The following is a 16,256-nucleotide window of genomic DNA, read 5'->3' as shown; positions in this document are numbered from 1 at the left end:
CGGAATATCCTGTTCACGCAGAGAGCGGCGGTGATCAGAAATGGCACACCAACGCCAGGTTCCACGTCCACGCCTTCGTGATGCCACCCGGTTCGTACTGGTCGGCGCCCTCGCGGCGGTCCTGACGCTGGGCGCCGGTCCCGCCCGGGCGGCCTCCGGGGGCCACGTTTCCACGATCGACGCGGCGACCCACCGGATGACCGTCACGGATCACGGCCGCACGGTGATGACCTTCGCCGTCGGCTTCGGAAAGTCCGGCTTCTCGACGCCGTCCGGAACGTTCCACGTGCTGGGCAAGGACGCCGTCATCACGATGACCTCGTGCAGTGCGAACATCACCTGTGATCCGGGCAACCCCGAGTACTACGTCCTCACGGTCCACTGGGCCGTGCGCCTGACCAGCGCGGGAGTGTTCGTCCACGCCGCACCGTGGGACCGTGTCATCGGCCGGACCGACACTTCCCACGGCTGCATCCACCTGAACACGGCGGACGCCCACCGCTTCTACGATTTCAGCCGGCCCGGCGACACGGTGATCGTCAAGAACACCGGCAGCCTCGCCGACCACCGGAGCGGCCCGTAGCCCCGGCGCCTCGACTGCTCATGTCACGGTCCGCGCGGGGAGTCACGTCAGACCCGGTCCAGGGGCCGGTGCGGACCGCTGGGCAGTTCCACTTCGATCGTGTCGCCGGGACGCGTCACGCCGCCTTCCCTCACGATGGTCATGATTCCGGCTCTGCGCACGATGTTCCCCGCCTCGTCGCGGCCGACGACCTGCTTCAGCAAGCCGTCCTGAAAGGTGTCGATCTGCCGACAGGGATTGCGCAGGCCGGTGACCTCCAGGACCGCGGAGTCGCCGACACGCAGCAAGGTGCCGACCGGCAGACCGAGCAGATCGATGCCGCGCGTAGTGATGTTCTCGCCGAGTTCGCCGGGCGCCACCGTGAACCCTTCTTCGCCGACCTCGTCGAAGAGCTCTTCGTGGATGAGGTGGACCTGGCGCAGATTCGGTTGGGTGGGATCCTGCGCGACGCGCGACCGGTGCTTGACCGTCACACCGGCGTGCACGTCCCCCTCCACACCGAGCCCGGCGAGCAGTGTGATGCTGTCTCTGTTCGGCTTGGTGAACGAGTACTCCCCGTTCCGGCTGACTGCCGTCACTGTCCCGCTCATGTTCTGGACCCCCTCTGCCGTCACCATGGTCAACCATGAGCCTAGGGGGTCTCCCGACGCTCGCCGTCCGGATTACGTGGCCGTCCCTCAGCGCATCCGCCCCAGTACGTCCCGCACCCGGCGGGCGTTCCGGAGCCGCTCCTCGTACGTCGCGCCCAGCACGAGCAGCAGCAGCCCGGCGAACGCGGGAGGCAGCCAGCGGGGGAGTACGCCCGCCAACTGCACCAGGTAGGGGGCGAGTTCGTGCAGCGCGTCCAGCACGAGCACGCTCCCGCCGAGGACGAGCGGCGCCTGGAGCCGGTGGCGGGCACCCAGCAGGGTGAGGGCGACGGCCGCCGTGCCGAGCAGCAGGGGGCGCGGCCAGTCCGCGTCGGCCCACGCCGCGAGCAGGCTCGGCACGAGCGTCGCCGACAGCCCGGGACCGTACGCCGTCCACGACGACGCCTCCGGGTCCCGACGGCGCCGGACGAAGCCCACGACCAGCGCCGGGACGGTCACCGGCAGGGTGTACGCCTCCGGGGCGCCCACGGCCCACGACCCGAGCCGCACCCAGGTGGCCAGCACGAACAGCGCGGCGGCGACGTACCCCATCTGACGGCGGTCGGCGCGCACGGCGGTGCCCGCCGCGATCACCCCGCACAGGGCCAGTACGAGGGCCAGCACGGGCGCGTCGGTGACGGCCAGCCCGACGGCCAGCAGCCCCGCGACGGCGCCCGTGACCTCGACCGGCACCCCGGTCCGCGGGACCCGCGCCGCGAGCAGGGCCGCTGCGGCCGGGACGACCAGGACCAGCAGCGCCGTGTGCGCGGGCGGCCGGCCCGCTGCGGCACCCACCGCACAGGCGAGACCCGCCGCACCGGCCAGGGACGCGCTCGCGCAGACGGCGGTCAGGCGCGGGTGTGCGGCGGCCACCGCGAAGACCGCCGTCAGCGCGGCGAGCACGGCCAGGGTGGCGCCCTGGGAGGCGAGCGAGAGGAGTGCGAGGCCGGCCGCGGTGAACAGGGAGAGGAGGACGGCGGTGCGGGACGTCGGCGTCCGAGGCGCGTACGCCGCCACGGCCAGCGCCGCCACGACCGTCAGCCCCTGCGCGAACAGGCCGATCACATAAGGGAGTTGCAGGGCGGCCGGGAAGACGAGCGCGGTCGCCCAGACCAGGACCGCGGCACCGGCCGCGGCCGGGTCGCGCCGGGTCGTGGTGACGCGGGCCGCCACGGCCAGCACCGCCGCGACAACCGCGAGCACCAGCGGCGCGGCCGCCGCGTCCGCCGGCCAGGGTGCCCAGACCGTCACCGCGGTGCGCAGATCCGACGGCGCCCCCGACCAGATCCGTCCCGTCCAGCCGACCGGACCCCACAGCGCCACGACGACCAGGGGCAGCGCCCACACCATCGCCAGGGTCTGGACGGCGGCCGACGCCCGGACGGCACCGCGCCGCACGGGTTCCGGGAGCGGAGCGCGGACGGCCGACAGTAGCCCGACCCCGCAGGCCAGATAGCCGGGCACCGTCCACACCCCGGGCAGCGACGCGCGCGGGATGCCGCCGAGCGCCGCGACCAGGAGCAGCCCGCCGGCCACCGCGACGCCGACCGCAAGGCCCTGCCGCGGAGCGCGCCACGCGGCGTACAGCGCGATCGCCGCCGCGAGGGCGAGGAGCGCCGCCGCACGGGCGGCGGCGCTCGGTCCCGAGGCCTCCAAGGAGAGCACGCCGGCCGCCACCACGCCCCAACCGCCCGTCCCGTACGAGCCGATGGCGGCGCAGACGCGCAGGGACCTCGTGGACGTCCGGAGTGCGACGACCGTGTCGAACGCGGCCGTCAGCAACAACGCGGCCGTGATCGCGTACGGATCCGGGCCGGCCGCCACCGCCCACAGCAGCAGCGGAAACTGGGTGGCGGCCAGCGCCGCGGGGACGGGGACGCGCAGGGAAGCGAATCCCTTGCCGTACCCCCACCACGCCCCGGCCAGGACCGTCGCCGCGACGGCCGCATACCCGGTGCCGTCGGTGGCCGTCAGCGCGACCTCGTGCAAGGCGTACGCGTCGAGCACCGTCAGCGCCAGACCGAGGCCCGCCAGCGCCTCCGCCGTCGAGCCCAGCCCGCGCTTCAGCAGCAGCACGGGAGCGCCGAGCGCCGCCACGGTCACCGTGGCGAGTACCGCAGACCGCCCGGCGATCCCCAGGTGCCCCCAGCTGACCAGGGTGAACGCGATCGCGGCGACGGTCAGCAGGACGCCGCCGAGGACGAGGAGCACGTTCTGCACCCGGGGCGCGGTGGTCTCGGGCCGCGGCGCCCCGGGCGGAGCGGGCGGGAGGGCCGGCTGGAGGAGACCGATCAAGTAGGCGCGGCGGGCCAGCAACTGGGTCCGGCGGGCGTCGAGTTGCCACAACTCCGCGTCGAGGATCCGCAACTCCTCGGCCGGTGGCGGTAGGTGGGTCATGCCGAGGAGTGTGGCGCGCGCCATGCCGCGGAGCATGAGCGCGCGTACTCAGGTCCGTACTCAGACGGAGGTCGCCAGGCTGCGGCCTTCTCGCTCGCACAGCCTGGCGACCGGCTCGAAGGTCACGCCCGGCGGGCGGTCGCGCTCCTGGTGGTCAGGATGCGGTGGACCAGCCGGGCGCCTGCCCGCGCCGTGCGGTGGTCGACGTCGAGGTCCGGATTCAGCTCGGCGACGTCGCAGACGGCCAGCTTCCCGCTCGCCGCCACCGCGGCGCAGACGTGCTCGACGACCTCCATCCGCACCCCGTAGGCGGCCGGGGCACTCACCCCCGGAGCCGTACCGGCGGGGAGCACGTCGAGGTCGATGCTCATGTGCACGACGTCGCAGGTCGCGAGGAACTCGTCGATGAACGCGTCGACGCGCTGGAGGTCGGGCAGGCCGCACTCGGTGTCGAGCAGGTACCGCACCCCGAGCCTGTCCGCGGTGTGGAAGAGACGGGTGGTGTTGCTCGGCTGGCTCACTCCGAGCACCCAGTAGTTCAGCCGCTGTCCGCGCTGCTCCTCGCCGTGTGCCATCTGGAGGAACGGTGTGCCGGAGCTGGGCCGGACGTCGTCGCGCAGGTCGAAGTGCGCGTCGAGGTTCAGCACCCCGAGACGAGCGCCCTCGTGCAGGGCGCGGGTGCCGGCCAGCCCCAGGTAGCTGCCGTAGGCGACTTCGTGGCCGCCGCCGAGCACCACCACGGGGTGGCCGCGGTCGACGAGCGAGGTGAGTACCCGGCCCAGTCGGCGCTGCCCGTTCTCCAGGTTGCCGTCGGCCACCTCGATGTCGCCGGCGTCCAGCGCCCGTACCGGCGCCGGCAGCGCCATGGACGCGAGGGCGCCGCGCAGCGCGCGCGGGCCGTCCGCCGCACCCTGACGGCCCTTGTTCCGCCGGACTCCCTCGTCGCTGCGGAAGCCGACGAACGCGACGTCCCCCGGTTCGGCGTCATGGGGTTCGAGGCCGACCACGTGGTGCCAGCGCAGGTTGTCGGCCCCGGGCCCGTCGTCCCGGCCCGTCCAGGGCGCCGGCGCCACATCCGCTGTCACCGTCGCGGTGCCGGCAGGTATCGCGGTGTGGTCCGTGCTCATTCCGTGCCGCTCTCGGCCATCGGGACGCGCACGCCGCGCTGCTGAGCCACCGAGGTGGCGTGCTCGTAGCCGGCGTCCACGTGGCGGATGACGCCCATGCCGGGGTCGTTGGTCAGCACGCGGGAGAGCTTCTGGGCCGCGAGGTCGGTGCCGTCGGCGATGCAGACCTGGCCGGCGTGGATGGAGCGGCCCATGCCGACGCCTCCGCCGTGGTGGATGGAGACCCAGGAGGCGCCGGAGGAGGTGTTCACCAGGGCGTTGAGCAGCGGCCAGTCGGCGATGGCGTCGGATCCGTCGAGCATCGACTCGGTCTCGCGGTACGGCGAGGCGACGGAGCCGGAGTCCAGGTGGTCACGGCCGATGGCGATCGGAGCGGACAGTTCGCCGGAGGCGACCATCTCGTTGAACTTCAGGCCGGCGCGGTGGCGCTCGCCGTAGCCGAGCCAGCAGATGCGGGCGGGCAGGCCCTCGAAGGCCACGCGCTCACCGGCCATCTTGATCCAGCGGTGCAGGTGCTCGTTCTCCGGGAACAGCTCCATGATGGCCTTGTCCGTGGCCTCGATGTCCTTGGGGTCGCCGGACAGGGCGGCCCAGCGGAACGGGCCGAGGCCCTCCTCGAACAGCGGGCGGATGTGCGCCGGGACGAAGCCGGGGAAGTCGAACGCGCGCTGGTAGCCGGCCTTGCGGGCCTCGTCGCGGATGGAGTTGCCGTAGTCGAAGACCTCGGCACCCTTGTCGAGGAAGCCGACCATCGCCTCGACGTGCCGGGCCATGGACGTGCGGGAGCGCTCGGTGAAGTCGGCCGGGTCCTTGCGGGCCTGCTCGTGCCACTCCTCGACGCTCACGCCGATGGGGAGGTAGGACAGCGGGTCGTGCGCCGAGGTCTGGTCGGTCACGATGTCGATGGGCGCGCCCATCTCCAGCAGCTTCGGGAAGATCTCCGCGGCGTTGCCGGTGAGGCCGATGGACAGCGGCTTGCGGGCGTCCCGGGCCTCGATGGCGAGCTGGAGCGCGTGGTCCAGGCTGTCCGCCGCGACGTCGAGGTAGCGGTGGGCGATGCGGCGCTCGATGCGCGTGCGGTCGACGTCGACGCAGATGGCGACGCCGTCGTTCATCGTCACGGCGAGCGGCTGGGCGCCACCCATGCCGCCGACGCCGGCGGTGAGCGTGATGGTGCCCGCGAGCGTGCCGTCGAACTTCTTCCGGGCGACGGCGCCGAAGGTCTCATAGGTGCCCTGGAGGATGCCCTGGCTGCCGATGTAGATCCAGGAACCGGCCGTCATCTGGCCGTACATGGTCAGGCCCTGCGCCTCCAGGGACCGGAACTCCTCCCAGTTGGCCCAGTCGCCGACCAGGTTGGAGTTGGCGAGGAGCACCCGCGGTGCCCACTCGTGGGTGCGCATGACACCGACCGGCTTGCCGGACTGCACGAGAAGGGTCTCGTCGCTCTTCAGCGTCTTGAGGGTGCGGACGATGGCGTCGTAGGCGGCCCAGTTGCGGGCGGCCTTGCCGGTGCCGCCGTAGACGACCAGTTCCTCCGGGTGCTCGGCGACCTCGGGGTCGAGATTGTTCATGAGCATCCGCAGGGCGCCTTCCTGCTGCCAGCCGAGGCAGTTCAGTGCGGAGCCGCGGGGGGCGCGGATGCTGCGGGCCTCTGGGGAATCGCCGGCCATGCTGTCTCCTGGGTGGGATGTCGAACCTTGTTCCGTGCCCCCATGACACGTGAGGGGCACACCGGCGGCCAGGCACGTCGCCCGGATTTCTCGGATCCGAGAAGCCGGCTCGGCGGACGGGGACGGACCGGTTCGGCGGGCGGGGACGACGGACCGGCTCGGCGTACGGGAGCGGACCGGCTCGGCGGGCAGGCACGCACCAGCTCGGCGGACGGGGACGAAGGCGCTTCCCCTAGAATTTTTCCGACAGCCCGCCGGCCGGGCTCAGGGGGGACCAAGGGTGACGAGGATGGTGAACGGCGTGGCCGTGGAGGGTGCGGACCTCGCCCGTCTGTACGAGGAACAGACGCCGGGTTCGACTCCCGCGTACCAGCGGGTGAAGGACCTCGTGACCGAGCAGATCACCAGCGGTCGCTGGCGCGAGGGCGACGCCTTGCCGTCGGAGAACCAGTTCGTCGAGTCACTCGGCCTGTCCCGCATGACGATCAACCGCGCGCTGCGCGAGCTGACCGCGCAGGGCCTGCTCCGGCGGGTCATGGGGGTGGGTACCTTCGTGGCCCTGAACAAGGGCAGTTCCGCCCTGGTCGAGGTGCACAACATCGCCGACGAGGTCCGCCGCCGCGGCCACCGCTACCACGCCCGGGTGCTGTCCTTGCGCGAGGAGGAAGCAGGGAAGATCAGCGCGCAGTTCGGCCTCGGCGAGCGGCACACGGTCTTCCGGTCGCGAGTGGTGCACTTCGAGGGCGACGTGGCCATCCAGCTGGAGGACCGCTACGTCAACCCGGACTTCGCCCCCGGCTACCTGGAGCAGGACTTCACCCGGCGCACGCCGTTCACGTTCCTCTCCGAGGTCGCGCCGCTGGGCAAGGGGGAGCACATCGTGGAGGCGGTCCTGCCGTCCGCGGAGGAGTGCGCGATCCTGGGCGTCGAGGAGTCGGAGCCGTGCTTGCTGATCCAGCGCCGCACCTGGTCGCAGGGCGCGCTCGTCAGCGTCGCGCGGCTGCTCCATCCCGGTTCCCGGTATCGCCTCGAGGGCACGTTCGACACGCACTGACCGCCGAGCCGCGCACGGGTCATGCCGCGTCCGCGGAGCGCCGCTGCCCCGGGGACGGATCCTGCGCCCCGCTGCCGGCCGCCGGACCCGAGGGAGCGCGGCCGGACACCGCGGCCGTCAGCCGTGCCGCCCCCTGTTGCAGCACGTGCCGCACATGGTCCGCGTCATGACGGCTGTAGTGCCGGCTCCATGTGCTGCTGAGGGCCGCCACGGGCCGCTCGTTGTGGTCGAACGCCGCCACCCCCACCGAGCGGAGCCCCTCGGAGACCAGCTCGATCTCCTCCGACCAGCCGCGCTCACGGTCGCGCGCCAGCAGGCTCCGCAGCTCGGACAGTGAGCGCGGGCCCTTGCCGGTGCGGGTGACGAGGTTCCCCGGCCGCGGGAAGAGGGCGCGCAGTTGCGCCTCGCCGCAGTGAGCGAGGATCGACCGGCCGTTGGCCGTCAGGTGCGCCGGCAGCCGGACCCCGATGTCGGTGACGAGGGCGACGTCGACGTCGCCGCCCTGGCCCGCGGGCGGCCGCTCCTTGAGCAGGTAGACCGACTCCGCGCCGTAGAGGATGCCCAGGTGCACGGTCTGGCCCAGTCGATGGGCCAGGCTGCGCAGGATCGGGCGCGCGAGGCGCTCCAGCGGTTCGTGGCGCAGATAGGCGGAGCCGATCTCGAAGGACGCGACGCCCAGGCCGTACGCCTGCTCCTTCGGGACGTAGGTGACGAATCCGCGATCGACCAGTACCGAGAGGATGTGGTAGACGGACGAGCGCGGGATGCCCAGGTCCCGGGCCAGCGCGCCGGCCTGCGCGGGGCCCGAGCGGCTGGCGAGGTGCAGCAGGATGTCCAGCGCCCGCCCGACCGCGGGCGAGGTGCTGCTCGATTTCGTCTCGATGATCTCGTGTCCGCTCACTGGTTCACCTATTGACGTGCCTGTCTATACAGGAATATACAAGGCCTTCGTTCGTTCTGTGGGCGCGGCGGCCGTCGCCGCCGGGGGCACCCCTACCCACTTCTCACCCGTCCGGGACCTCCCGTCCCCGAGGAGCACTACGTTGACCAAGGACACGGCGACGACCTTGACCAGGGGACTCAAGTCCCGGCACATCCGCTTCCTTGCGCTGGGTTCAGCGATCGGGACAGGGCTCTTCTATGGATCATCCGAATCCATCAAGGCTGCCGGTCCCGCGGTCCTCCTGGCCTATCTGATCGGCGGAGCAGCCGTCTTCCTGGTCCTGCGGTCCCTCGGCGAGATGGCGGTGAGCGACCCGTGCGCGGGATCGTTCGGTGAGTACGCCACCAAGTACCTCGGCCCGCTCGCCGGGTTCGCGACCGGATGGACCTACGCCTTCGAGCTGGTCATCGTCTGTCTGGCCGATGTCACCGCGTTCGGCGTGTACATGGGCTTCTGGTTCCCCGGCGTACCGCGCTGGATCTGGGTGCTGGCGGTCGTCGGCGTCGTCGGCGTGATGAACCTGTTCAGCGTCAAGGTCTTCGGTGAGCTGGAGTTCTGGCTCTCCCTGGTAAAGATCGTCGCCATCATCGCGATGATCATCGCCGGTGTGGCGATCCTCGTCTTCGGCATCCACACCGGCAGCGCCCACGTAGGGGTGTCGAACCTCTGGAACAACGGCGGGTTCTTCGCACACGGAGTCCACGGAGTCGTCATGTCCCTGGCCGTGGTGATGTTCGCCTTCGGCGGCACCGAGATCATCGGCGTCACCGCCGGAGAGGCCCAGGACCCGGAGAGGACGATCCCGAGCGCCGTCAACACGATCCCCCTGCGCATCGTGCTGTTCTACGTGCTGACCATCGCGGTGATCATGTCGCTCAACCCCTGGCAGAACGTCGACTCCTCGGGCAGCCCGTTCGTCCAGATCTTCGTCGGCCTCGGCATCAAGTCCGCGGCGACCGTGCTGAACCTGGTGGTCATCACCGCGGCCCTGTCCGCGATCAACAGCGACATCTTCGCCGCCGGCCGCATCATGTACGGCATGGCCGAGCGCGGCCAGGCTCCCACGGCCCTGCGCCGGGTCTCCCGCAACGGGGCGCCGTGGCTGACCGTGGTCATCATGATGGGCGCGCTGCTGCTCGGCGTCCTGCTGAACTACCTGATGCCCGAGAACGTCTTCGTCATCATCGCCTCGATCGCGACGTTCGCCACCGTCTGGGTCTGGCTGATGATCCTGGTGGCGCAGGTCGCCGCCCGCCGCAAGATGTCTCCGCAGGAGCAGGCCGCACTCAAGTACCCGGCCCCGTTCTGGCCCTATGGCCAGATCATCACGATCGCCTTCATGATCGGCGTGCTCGGGCTTCTCGCCTTCTCCGACAGCACCCGTGTCGCGCTGATCGTCGGCGTCGTCTGGCTGGCACTCCTGTCGGGCGTGTACGTCCTGTGGGCCCGTCCGCGCGGTGCCCGCGCGGACCTCGCCGAGGCCTCCGGGCAGGCGGCGGAGGAACCCGTCTCCGCAGCTCAGGGATAGGTGCAGGGGGTAACCGCACACCACCCTCGAACGCCGATGGGGTCCGTCCGGCCGGACGGACCCCATCGGCGTTCTCGCACCGCCCGGAGTGCAATGTCTGGGATCCCGGACAATGACTGCCGTCAGCGCCTCGCGAAGCTGCTCTGACATGGGACTTCATGGATTTATGACTGTTGTTGTGAAGGTCGGCCCCCTTTCCGCCGACGACGTCGTTTCCGTCGCCCGCCACGGTGCGCCCGTGGTCCTCGCGGAGGAGGCCCTCAAGGAGATCGCTCGCAGTCGCGAAGTGATCGAGGGTCTGGCCGACGACGTGGTGCCGCACTACGGTGTCTCCACCGGCTTCGGCGCCCTGGCCACGCGCCACATCCCCACCGAACTGCGCACCCAGCTCCAGCGCAGCCTGGTGCGCTCCCACGCCGCGGGCTCCGGTCCCGAGGTCGAGCGTGAGGTCGTCCGCGCTCTCATGCTGCTGCGCCTGTCGACCCTCGCCACCGGACGTACCGGCGTTCGCACGGAGACCGCCGAGGCCTACGCCGCGCTGCTCAACGCCGGGATCACCCCGGTGGTGCGCGAGTACGGTTCCCTCGGTTGCTCCGGCGACCTCGCCCCCCTCGCACACTGCGCACTGGCGATCATGGGCGAGGGCGAGGTCCGGGACGCCCAGGGGGTGCTCAAGCCGGCCGCCGAGGCGCTCGCCGCCGCCGGTATCACCCCGGTCGTCCTCCAGGAGAAGGAGGGCCTGGCGCTCATCAACGGCACCGACGGCATGCTCGGCATGCTGGTCCTGGCCTGCCACGATCTGCGGCTGCTGCTGCGCACCGCCGACATCACCGCGGCGATGAGCGTCGAGGGGCAGCTGGGCACCGACGCCGTCTTCGCCGCCGACCTCCAGGCGCTGCGCCCGCACCCGGGCCAGGCCGACAGTGCCGCCAACCTGCGGGCGCTGCTCGCCGATTCGGCGATCACGGCCAGCCACCGCGGTCCGGAGTGCACCCGCGTCCAGGACGCGTACTCGCTGCGCTGCTCCCCGCAGGTCCACGGTGCGGCCCGCGACACCCTCACGCACGCCGAACTGGTGGCCTCCCGTGAACTGGCGAGCGCGGTGGACAACCCGGTGGTCACGCTCGACGGGCGGGTGGAGTCCAACGGCAACTTCCACGGCGCGCCCGTGGCCTGCGTCCTGGACTTCCTGGCCATCTCGGTCGCCGACGTCGCCTCCGTCGCCGAGCGTCGCACGGACCGCTTCCTGGACGTGGCCCGCAACCACGGCCTGAACGCGTTCCTCGCCGAGGACCCGGGCGTCGACTCCGGACACATGATCGCCCAGTACACCCAGGCGGCGATCGTCTCCGAGCTCAAGCGCCTGGCCGGGCCGGCCTCCGTCGACTCCATCCCCTCCAGCGCCATGCAGGAGGACCACGTCTCGATGGGCTGGGCCGCCGCCCGCAAGCTGCGCCGCGCCCTCGACGGGCTCACCCGCGTCCTCGCCGTGGAGCTCTACACCGCCGCCCGTGCCCTGGATCTGCGCGCCCCGCTGACTCCGGCACCGGGCACCGCCGCGGTACGTGACGGTCTGCGCGAGGTGGTCGAGGGCCCCGGCGCCGACCGCTGGCTCGCCCCCGAGATCGAGGAGGCCGTCCAGTACGTGGCCTCCGGCCGGGCCCTTGCCGCGGCCGAGGCCGAGGTCGGTCGCCTCTGCTGACGGTCTCCCTCTGCTGACGGCCTCCCTCTCCGTGGCGGCCCGTATCCAGGAGCCGGCGGCCCCCGCGCGCCCCTCGCGGTGCGCCGGGGCCGCGGCCGTCTCGCCGTGAGAGGCCGTGACAGCCGTGAGGGGCCGTGACAGCCGTAAGAGGCGGTGAGAGGCCGTGAGAGACATGACGAAGCCGCACGAGCGCTCGCGGGCCTGCGATCTCGTACGAGTTCCTACGCCGAGAGAGCCGGTTCTCCCGGGCGGCGTGGCGCGTCGGTGACTCCGCCGACGCGGCGGCTCAGCTCACGGGCGGTCCGGGCCACCTCCGTGGCGAACCGTTGCCGGCGCTCCGGATCCGCTTCCCCGGCCGGGAAGGTGACCGCCACACCCGCGATCGGGTGGGCGCTGTGATCGAGAACGGGGGCGGCGACGGAGGAGAAACCGGTCGTCACCTCTCCGTCCTCCGTCGCGTATCCGCGGCGCCGTACTTCCACGAGGAGGTGGCGCAGAGCGGACAGCGAGGTGGGTCCGAGCCCGTTGCGCAGGACGAACGCGGAGGGGTCGGGGAACAGTGCGCGGACCTGGGCCTGCGCCAGACGCGCCAGCACGGCCCGGCCGCTGGCGGTGAGGTGTGCCGGCAGCCGTACGCCGACCTCGGTGACCAGCGGCGCGCGTCCCGGTGCTCGCTCCTCGATGACGTAGATCACCTCGCGGCCGTGCAACACGGCCAGATGCGCGTTGTGCCCGGTACGGTCGGCGAGCTGTGCCAGCGGGACCCGCGCCAGGCGCTGGAACGGTGCCTGGCGGCTGTATCCGGAGCCGAGTTCGAAGGCACTGACCCCCAGGCCGTAGCGACGCTCTTCGGGCAGGTGCACGACGAAGCCGTCGCGTGCCAGGGTGTCGAGCAGGTGATAGGTCGTCGACCGGGGCAGTCCCACGTCGCGGCTGATGGCCGCGGCCGGCACCGGACCGGCCTGGGCCGCGAGGTAGCGGAGGACGGCGAGCACCTGTGCTGCGGCGGGGACCGTGGACATATCGCGAGCGTACGTCCGTCCCGAAACGCCGATTCCGAATCACCCCGAGGCGTCTGGGATACGAGACGGATTGCGGCTCCCGGGCGTAGTAAGAGCGCCATGACCTGGGGCTTCATGGAACACATGGCACAGACTGCTGGATCGGCCGACGCCCCGTCGGCACCACAACGCGACGCCCGGTCGGTGGCCGTCGCCGCGGCCCACACCGACGAGGTGACATTCCCGGGCGTCTACAACAGCGTCAGGCAGCTGCGCGCCGACGCATGGAACTCATTGGCGGAACTGACGCGTCGCTTGAGCCTCGGCCCGAGCGCCGACAGCCGCCCGGAGCCGTTGACCGACCAGCTGGCGGAACTGTTCCGGCTGCTGACGCCGATCGAGAACTGCTATGCCTTTCCCGGCAAGGCGGGCCTCGGCGAGCTGCGCCGGCTCCACGAGACCGGTGACCGGCGCCGGCTGGCGGAGCGCGCGGACGACCTGAACCTGGCCCTGGGCACGGACACCTACCGCAATGTCTCGACGGCACCGGAACACCCCGAGGAAGCAGTCACCGAGGAGCCGTCCTCGCCGCACGAGCCCGCGGCCAAGCCGTACTTCGAAGTGCTCGTCGTCGGAGATCTCGACGAGACGGAGGAACAGGCGCTGCGGGAGACCCTGCGCCACCTGCGCCGCGCCGAGGACGAGTTCGTCTACGACCTCGTCGTGGCCCCCAGCTTCGAGGACGCGGTGATCGCGGCGCTGGTGAACCCCAGTCTTCAGGCCGTCGTCATCCGCCGCCGATTCGCCAACCGTTCCCGGCACGACCTGCAGGTGGTGCGGCGGTTCTTCGAAGGAACCGCCGCCGAGGCCCTCCCGGAGGAGGACCGGTTCGAGCAGCGGGCCCAGGCGCTCGGCGCCCGGTTGCTGGAACTACGGCCGGAGCTGGACCTCTACCTGATGACGGAAGGGGCGGTGGAGAGAACCGCCGGCACGCTCAGCCGGGGCTTCGCCCGGGTCTTCCACGCCCGGGAAGGGCTCCTGGAACTTCACCTGTCGATCCTGCACGGCATCGGCGAACGCTACACGGCACCCTTCTTCACCGCTCTGCGAGCGCACAGCCGGCGCCCGACCGGGGTCTTCCACGCTCTGCCCATCTCCCGCGGCACCTCCGTGGTCGGCTCCCACTGGATCCCGGAGATGGCCCGCTTCTACGGGCTGAACATCTTCCTCGCCGAGACGTCCGCCACCAGTGGCGGCCTGGACTCGCTGCTGGAGCCCACAGGTCCGCTGCGGGAGGCGCAGGACCTCGCGGCCCGGGCGTTCGGTGCCCGGCAGACGTACTTCGTCACCAACGGCACGTCCACCGCCAACAAGATCGTGGTCCAGGCCCTGGTCCGGCCGGGCGACATCGTGCTCGTGGACCGCAACTGTCACAAGTCGCACCACTACGGGCTGATGCTCGCCGGCGCCCATGTGGTCTACCTCGACGCCTATCCGATGGACCAGTACGGCATGTACGGGGCCGTGCCGGTGGAGGAGATCAAGCGAAAGCTGCTGATGCTGCGGCGGGAGGGCCTGCTGGACCGGGTCAGGCTCCTCCTGCTCACCAACTGCACCTTCGACGGGATCGTCTACAACCCCGCCCGGGTGATGGAGGAGTGCCTGGCACTCAAGCCGGACCTGGCGTTCCTCTGGGACGAGGCCTGGTTCGCCTTCGCCCGCTTCCACCCGGTCTACCGCCGCCGCACCGCCATGGCCGCGGCACGCGAGCTGACCGACCGCTACCGCGACGCGGACTACGCCGGACAGTACGCCGCGCACCGCGAGGCCCTCGGGGACGACCCGGACGACGAGACCCTGCTCGGCCACCGTCTGATGCCGGATCCGGACACTGTCCGCATCCGCGTGTACGCCACCCAGTCGACACACAAGACGCTGACGTCGCTGCGCCAGGGCTCCATGATCCACGTCTTCGACCAGGACTTCAGGCACAAGGCGGCCGAGACGTTCCACGAGGCCTACATGACGCATACGTCGACGTCGCCGAACTACCAGATCCTCGCCTCGCTCGACCTCGGCCGCCGGCAGGCCGTCCTGGAAGGCTTCGAACTGGTCCAGAAGCAGCTCGAACAGGCGGGCGTGCTGAGGGACGCGATCGACCAGCACCCGGTGCTGAGCCGGTACCTGCACTTCCTCACCACGCCCGAGCTCATACCCGCCCGGTTCCGTTCCTCCGGTGTGGACCAGCCCCTGCGGACCGGGCTGGCGAAGATGGCGGCCGCCTGGGAGGACGACGAGTTCGTCCTCGATCCGACCCGGGCGACCCTGCACATCGGCCGCACGGGCATCGACGGGGACACCTTCAAGCACGAACACCTCATGGACCGCTACGGCGTCCAGGTCAACAAGACCACGCGCAACACGCTGCTGTTCATGACCACCATCGGAACCACGCGCAGCGCGGTCGCCTACCTCATCGAGGTGCTCGTCAAGATCGTCGAGGAGCTGGAGGAGAACATCGAGGAGATGAGCCCCCGCGAACGTGCCCTGCACCATCGGCGAAGTGCCGCCCTCGGCGCCGGGTCCGCCGCCCTGCCGGACTTCAGCGCGTTCCATGCCGCGTTCCGTCCGGGCGTTCACACACCGGAGGGGGACCTGCGCAAGGCGTTCTTCCTGGCGTACGACGACGACAAGTGCGCGTACGTGATGGCGGACGAAGTCGCCGAGGCCGTGGCGGCCGGGCGGGAGGTCGTCTCGGCCACCTTCGTCACGCCGTACCCTCCGGGCTTCCCCGTGCTCGTCCCGGGCCAGGTGATCAACGAGACTGTGCTGCGGTACATGGGAGCTCTCGACACTCGTGAGATACACGGATACCGGCCCGACACCGGTTACCGGGTCTTCACCGAGTCCGCGTTGAAGGAGATGACGGCATGACGGGCAGCCAGGTGCTGCGGGCGCACGACCGGCCGGCGACGCGCTGGAAGAACGGCGGCGGTCTGACCCGGGAGGTCGCCGCGGACGGCTCCAGCGCGGGTCTGGAGGACTTCGTCTGGCGGGTGAGTCTCGCCGACGTCGCTCGCGGCGGTCCGTTCTCCTCCTTCACGGGCGTGGACAGGATCATCACCGTCGTGGACGGGGCGGGGATGGAGCTGACCGTCGACGGTGCCTCACACACCATCGCCGACGCGTACGAGCCCTTCTCCTTTCCGGGTGACGCGGTCACCGACTGCCGGCTGCTCTCCGGCCCGATCGTCGACCTCAACGTGATGACGCGGCGCACCCGCGCGACGGCGCACGTCCGCATGGCCCGTGAGACGTTCTCCGTCGTCCCGCGGACCGGGGTCCTGGTCCTCGTGATCGCCTTGACGGGCACGGTGGCCGTCGAGGAGTCCGGCGTCACCCTCGACCGGCTCGACGCGGTCCTGTTCCCGGACCGCGACGGCGGCACCCTTCGTGTCGACGGGGTGGCGGCGGTCGTCACCCTCACCACCACCTCCGGTTCGCCCGGGACATGACGGGGGCGGCCACGCGGAGCCGACCCCGGCCGGTTTCTCAGTGTCTTCTCAGCGAGCGTCACCGAGGCTGGAGGTGTCCAGGGGACGACAGGGTCCTTTTCGCA

12 protein-coding genes are annotated in these 16,256 nt (G+C 71.2%); 6 read left to right on the top strand and 6 right to left on the bottom strand.

Annotated elements, in window-relative coordinates:
- Nucleotides 1-40: 40 nt before the first annotated feature.
- Nucleotides 41-583 carry a L,D-transpeptidase gene (locus ACIQMV_RS19770; protein WP_402594240.1) on the top strand — a complete coding sequence of 181 codons (543 nt, stop codon included), beginning with the start codon at nucleotides 41-43 and terminating at the stop codon, nucleotides 581-583.
- Nucleotides 584-630: 47 nt separating this feature from the next.
- Here the strand turns inward: ACIQMV_RS19770 and ACIQMV_RS19765 are convergent, their stop codons facing one another.
- The 4 genes from ACIQMV_RS19765 to hutU all read right to left on the bottom strand — a co-directional run bounded on the left by ACIQMV_RS19765 (nucleotide 631) and on the right by hutU (nucleotide 6,409).
- Nucleotides 631-1,173, bottom strand: a complete 543-nt coding sequence (locus ACIQMV_RS19765) for an MOSC domain-containing protein (protein ID WP_402594486.1) — start codon at nucleotides 1,171-1,173, stop codon at nucleotides 631-633.
- A gap of 87 nt (nucleotides 1,174-1,260) precedes the next feature.
- Entirely contained in the window at nucleotides 1,261-3,633 is a 2,373-nt protein-coding gene (locus ACIQMV_RS19760) for an SCO7613 C-terminal domain-containing membrane protein (RefSeq protein ID WP_402594238.1), read from the bottom strand.
- Nucleotides 3,634-3,731: 98 nt separating this feature from the next.
- Nucleotides 3,732-4,736 carry a formimidoylglutamase gene (gene hutG / locus ACIQMV_RS19755; protein WP_402594236.1) on the bottom strand — a complete coding sequence of 335 codons (1,005 nt, stop codon included), beginning with the start codon at nucleotides 4,734-4,736 and terminating at the stop codon, nucleotides 3,732-3,734.
- Entirely contained in the window at nucleotides 4,733-6,409 is a 1,677-nt protein-coding gene (gene hutU / locus ACIQMV_RS19750; RefSeq protein WP_401772173.1) for a urocanate hydratase, read from the bottom strand. Before hutU ends, hutG begins: the two co-directional genes overlap by 4 nt.
- A gap of 289 nt (nucleotides 6,410-6,698) precedes the next feature.
- On the opposite strand from hutU, the gene hutC reads away from it, so the two are divergent.
- Nucleotides 6,699-7,463, top strand: a complete 765-nt coding sequence (gene hutC, locus ACIQMV_RS19745) for a histidine utilization repressor (protein ID WP_401772171.1) — start codon at nucleotides 6,699-6,701, stop codon at nucleotides 7,461-7,463.
- 19 nt (nucleotides 7,464-7,482) lie between these two features.
- Here the strand turns inward: hutC and ACIQMV_RS19740 are convergent, their stop codons facing one another.
- Nucleotides 7,483-8,364 carry an IclR family transcriptional regulator gene (locus ACIQMV_RS19740; protein ID WP_253266515.1) on the bottom strand — a complete coding sequence of 294 codons (882 nt, stop codon included), beginning with the start codon at nucleotides 8,362-8,364 and terminating at the stop codon, nucleotides 7,483-7,485.
- 142 nt (nucleotides 8,365-8,506) lie between these two features.
- Here ACIQMV_RS19740 and ACIQMV_RS19735 point away from each other — a divergent pair, with 142 nt between their 5' ends.
- Both ACIQMV_RS19735 and hutH read left to right on the top strand, forming a co-directional pair.
- Nucleotides 8,507-9,934, top strand: coding sequence for an amino acid permease (locus ACIQMV_RS19735; RefSeq protein ID WP_402594235.1), 1,428 nt, complete (start codon nucleotides 8,507-8,509; stop codon nucleotides 9,932-9,934).
- Between the two features lie 148 nt (nucleotides 9,935-10,082).
- Nucleotides 10,083-11,636 carry a histidine ammonia-lyase gene (gene hutH, locus ACIQMV_RS19730; RefSeq protein WP_402594234.1) on the top strand — a complete coding sequence of 518 codons (1,554 nt, stop codon included), beginning with the start codon at nucleotides 10,083-10,085 and terminating at the stop codon, nucleotides 11,634-11,636.
- 221 nt (nucleotides 11,637-11,857) lie between these two features.
- Here hutH and ACIQMV_RS19725 read toward each other — a convergent pair whose 3' ends face one another.
- Nucleotides 11,858-12,658, bottom strand: coding sequence for an IclR family transcriptional regulator (locus ACIQMV_RS19725; RefSeq protein ID WP_141367532.1), 801 nt, complete (start codon nucleotides 12,656-12,658; stop codon nucleotides 11,858-11,860).
- Nucleotides 12,659-12,781: 123 nt separating this feature from the next.
- On the opposite strand from ACIQMV_RS19725, the gene ACIQMV_RS19720 reads away from it, so the two are divergent.
- Together ACIQMV_RS19720 and ACIQMV_RS19715 are read left to right on the top strand one after the other, a co-directional pair.
- Nucleotides 12,782-15,571 (top strand): aminotransferase class I/II-fold pyridoxal phosphate-dependent enzyme, encoded by a 2,790-nt coding sequence (locus tag ACIQMV_RS19720; RefSeq protein ID WP_402594232.1) that lies wholly within the window; start codon nucleotides 12,782-12,784, stop codon nucleotides 15,569-15,571.
- Nucleotides 15,568-16,152 carry a HutD family protein gene (locus ACIQMV_RS19715; RefSeq protein ID WP_402594230.1) on the top strand — a complete coding sequence of 195 codons (585 nt, stop codon included), beginning with the start codon at nucleotides 15,568-15,570 and terminating at the stop codon, nucleotides 16,150-16,152. Before ACIQMV_RS19720 ends, ACIQMV_RS19715 begins: the two co-directional genes overlap by 4 nt.
- Nucleotides 16,153-16,256: the final 104 nt, after the last annotated feature.

It is taken from the genome of Streptomyces sp. NPDC091412 (assembly GCF_044756885.1).
Classification (GTDB): Bacteria; Actinomycetota; Actinomycetes; order Streptomycetales; family Streptomycetaceae; genus Streptomyces.
Note: the sequence above shows the minus strand (reverse complement) of the source record. Positions and strands in the feature narration are given on the sequence as shown.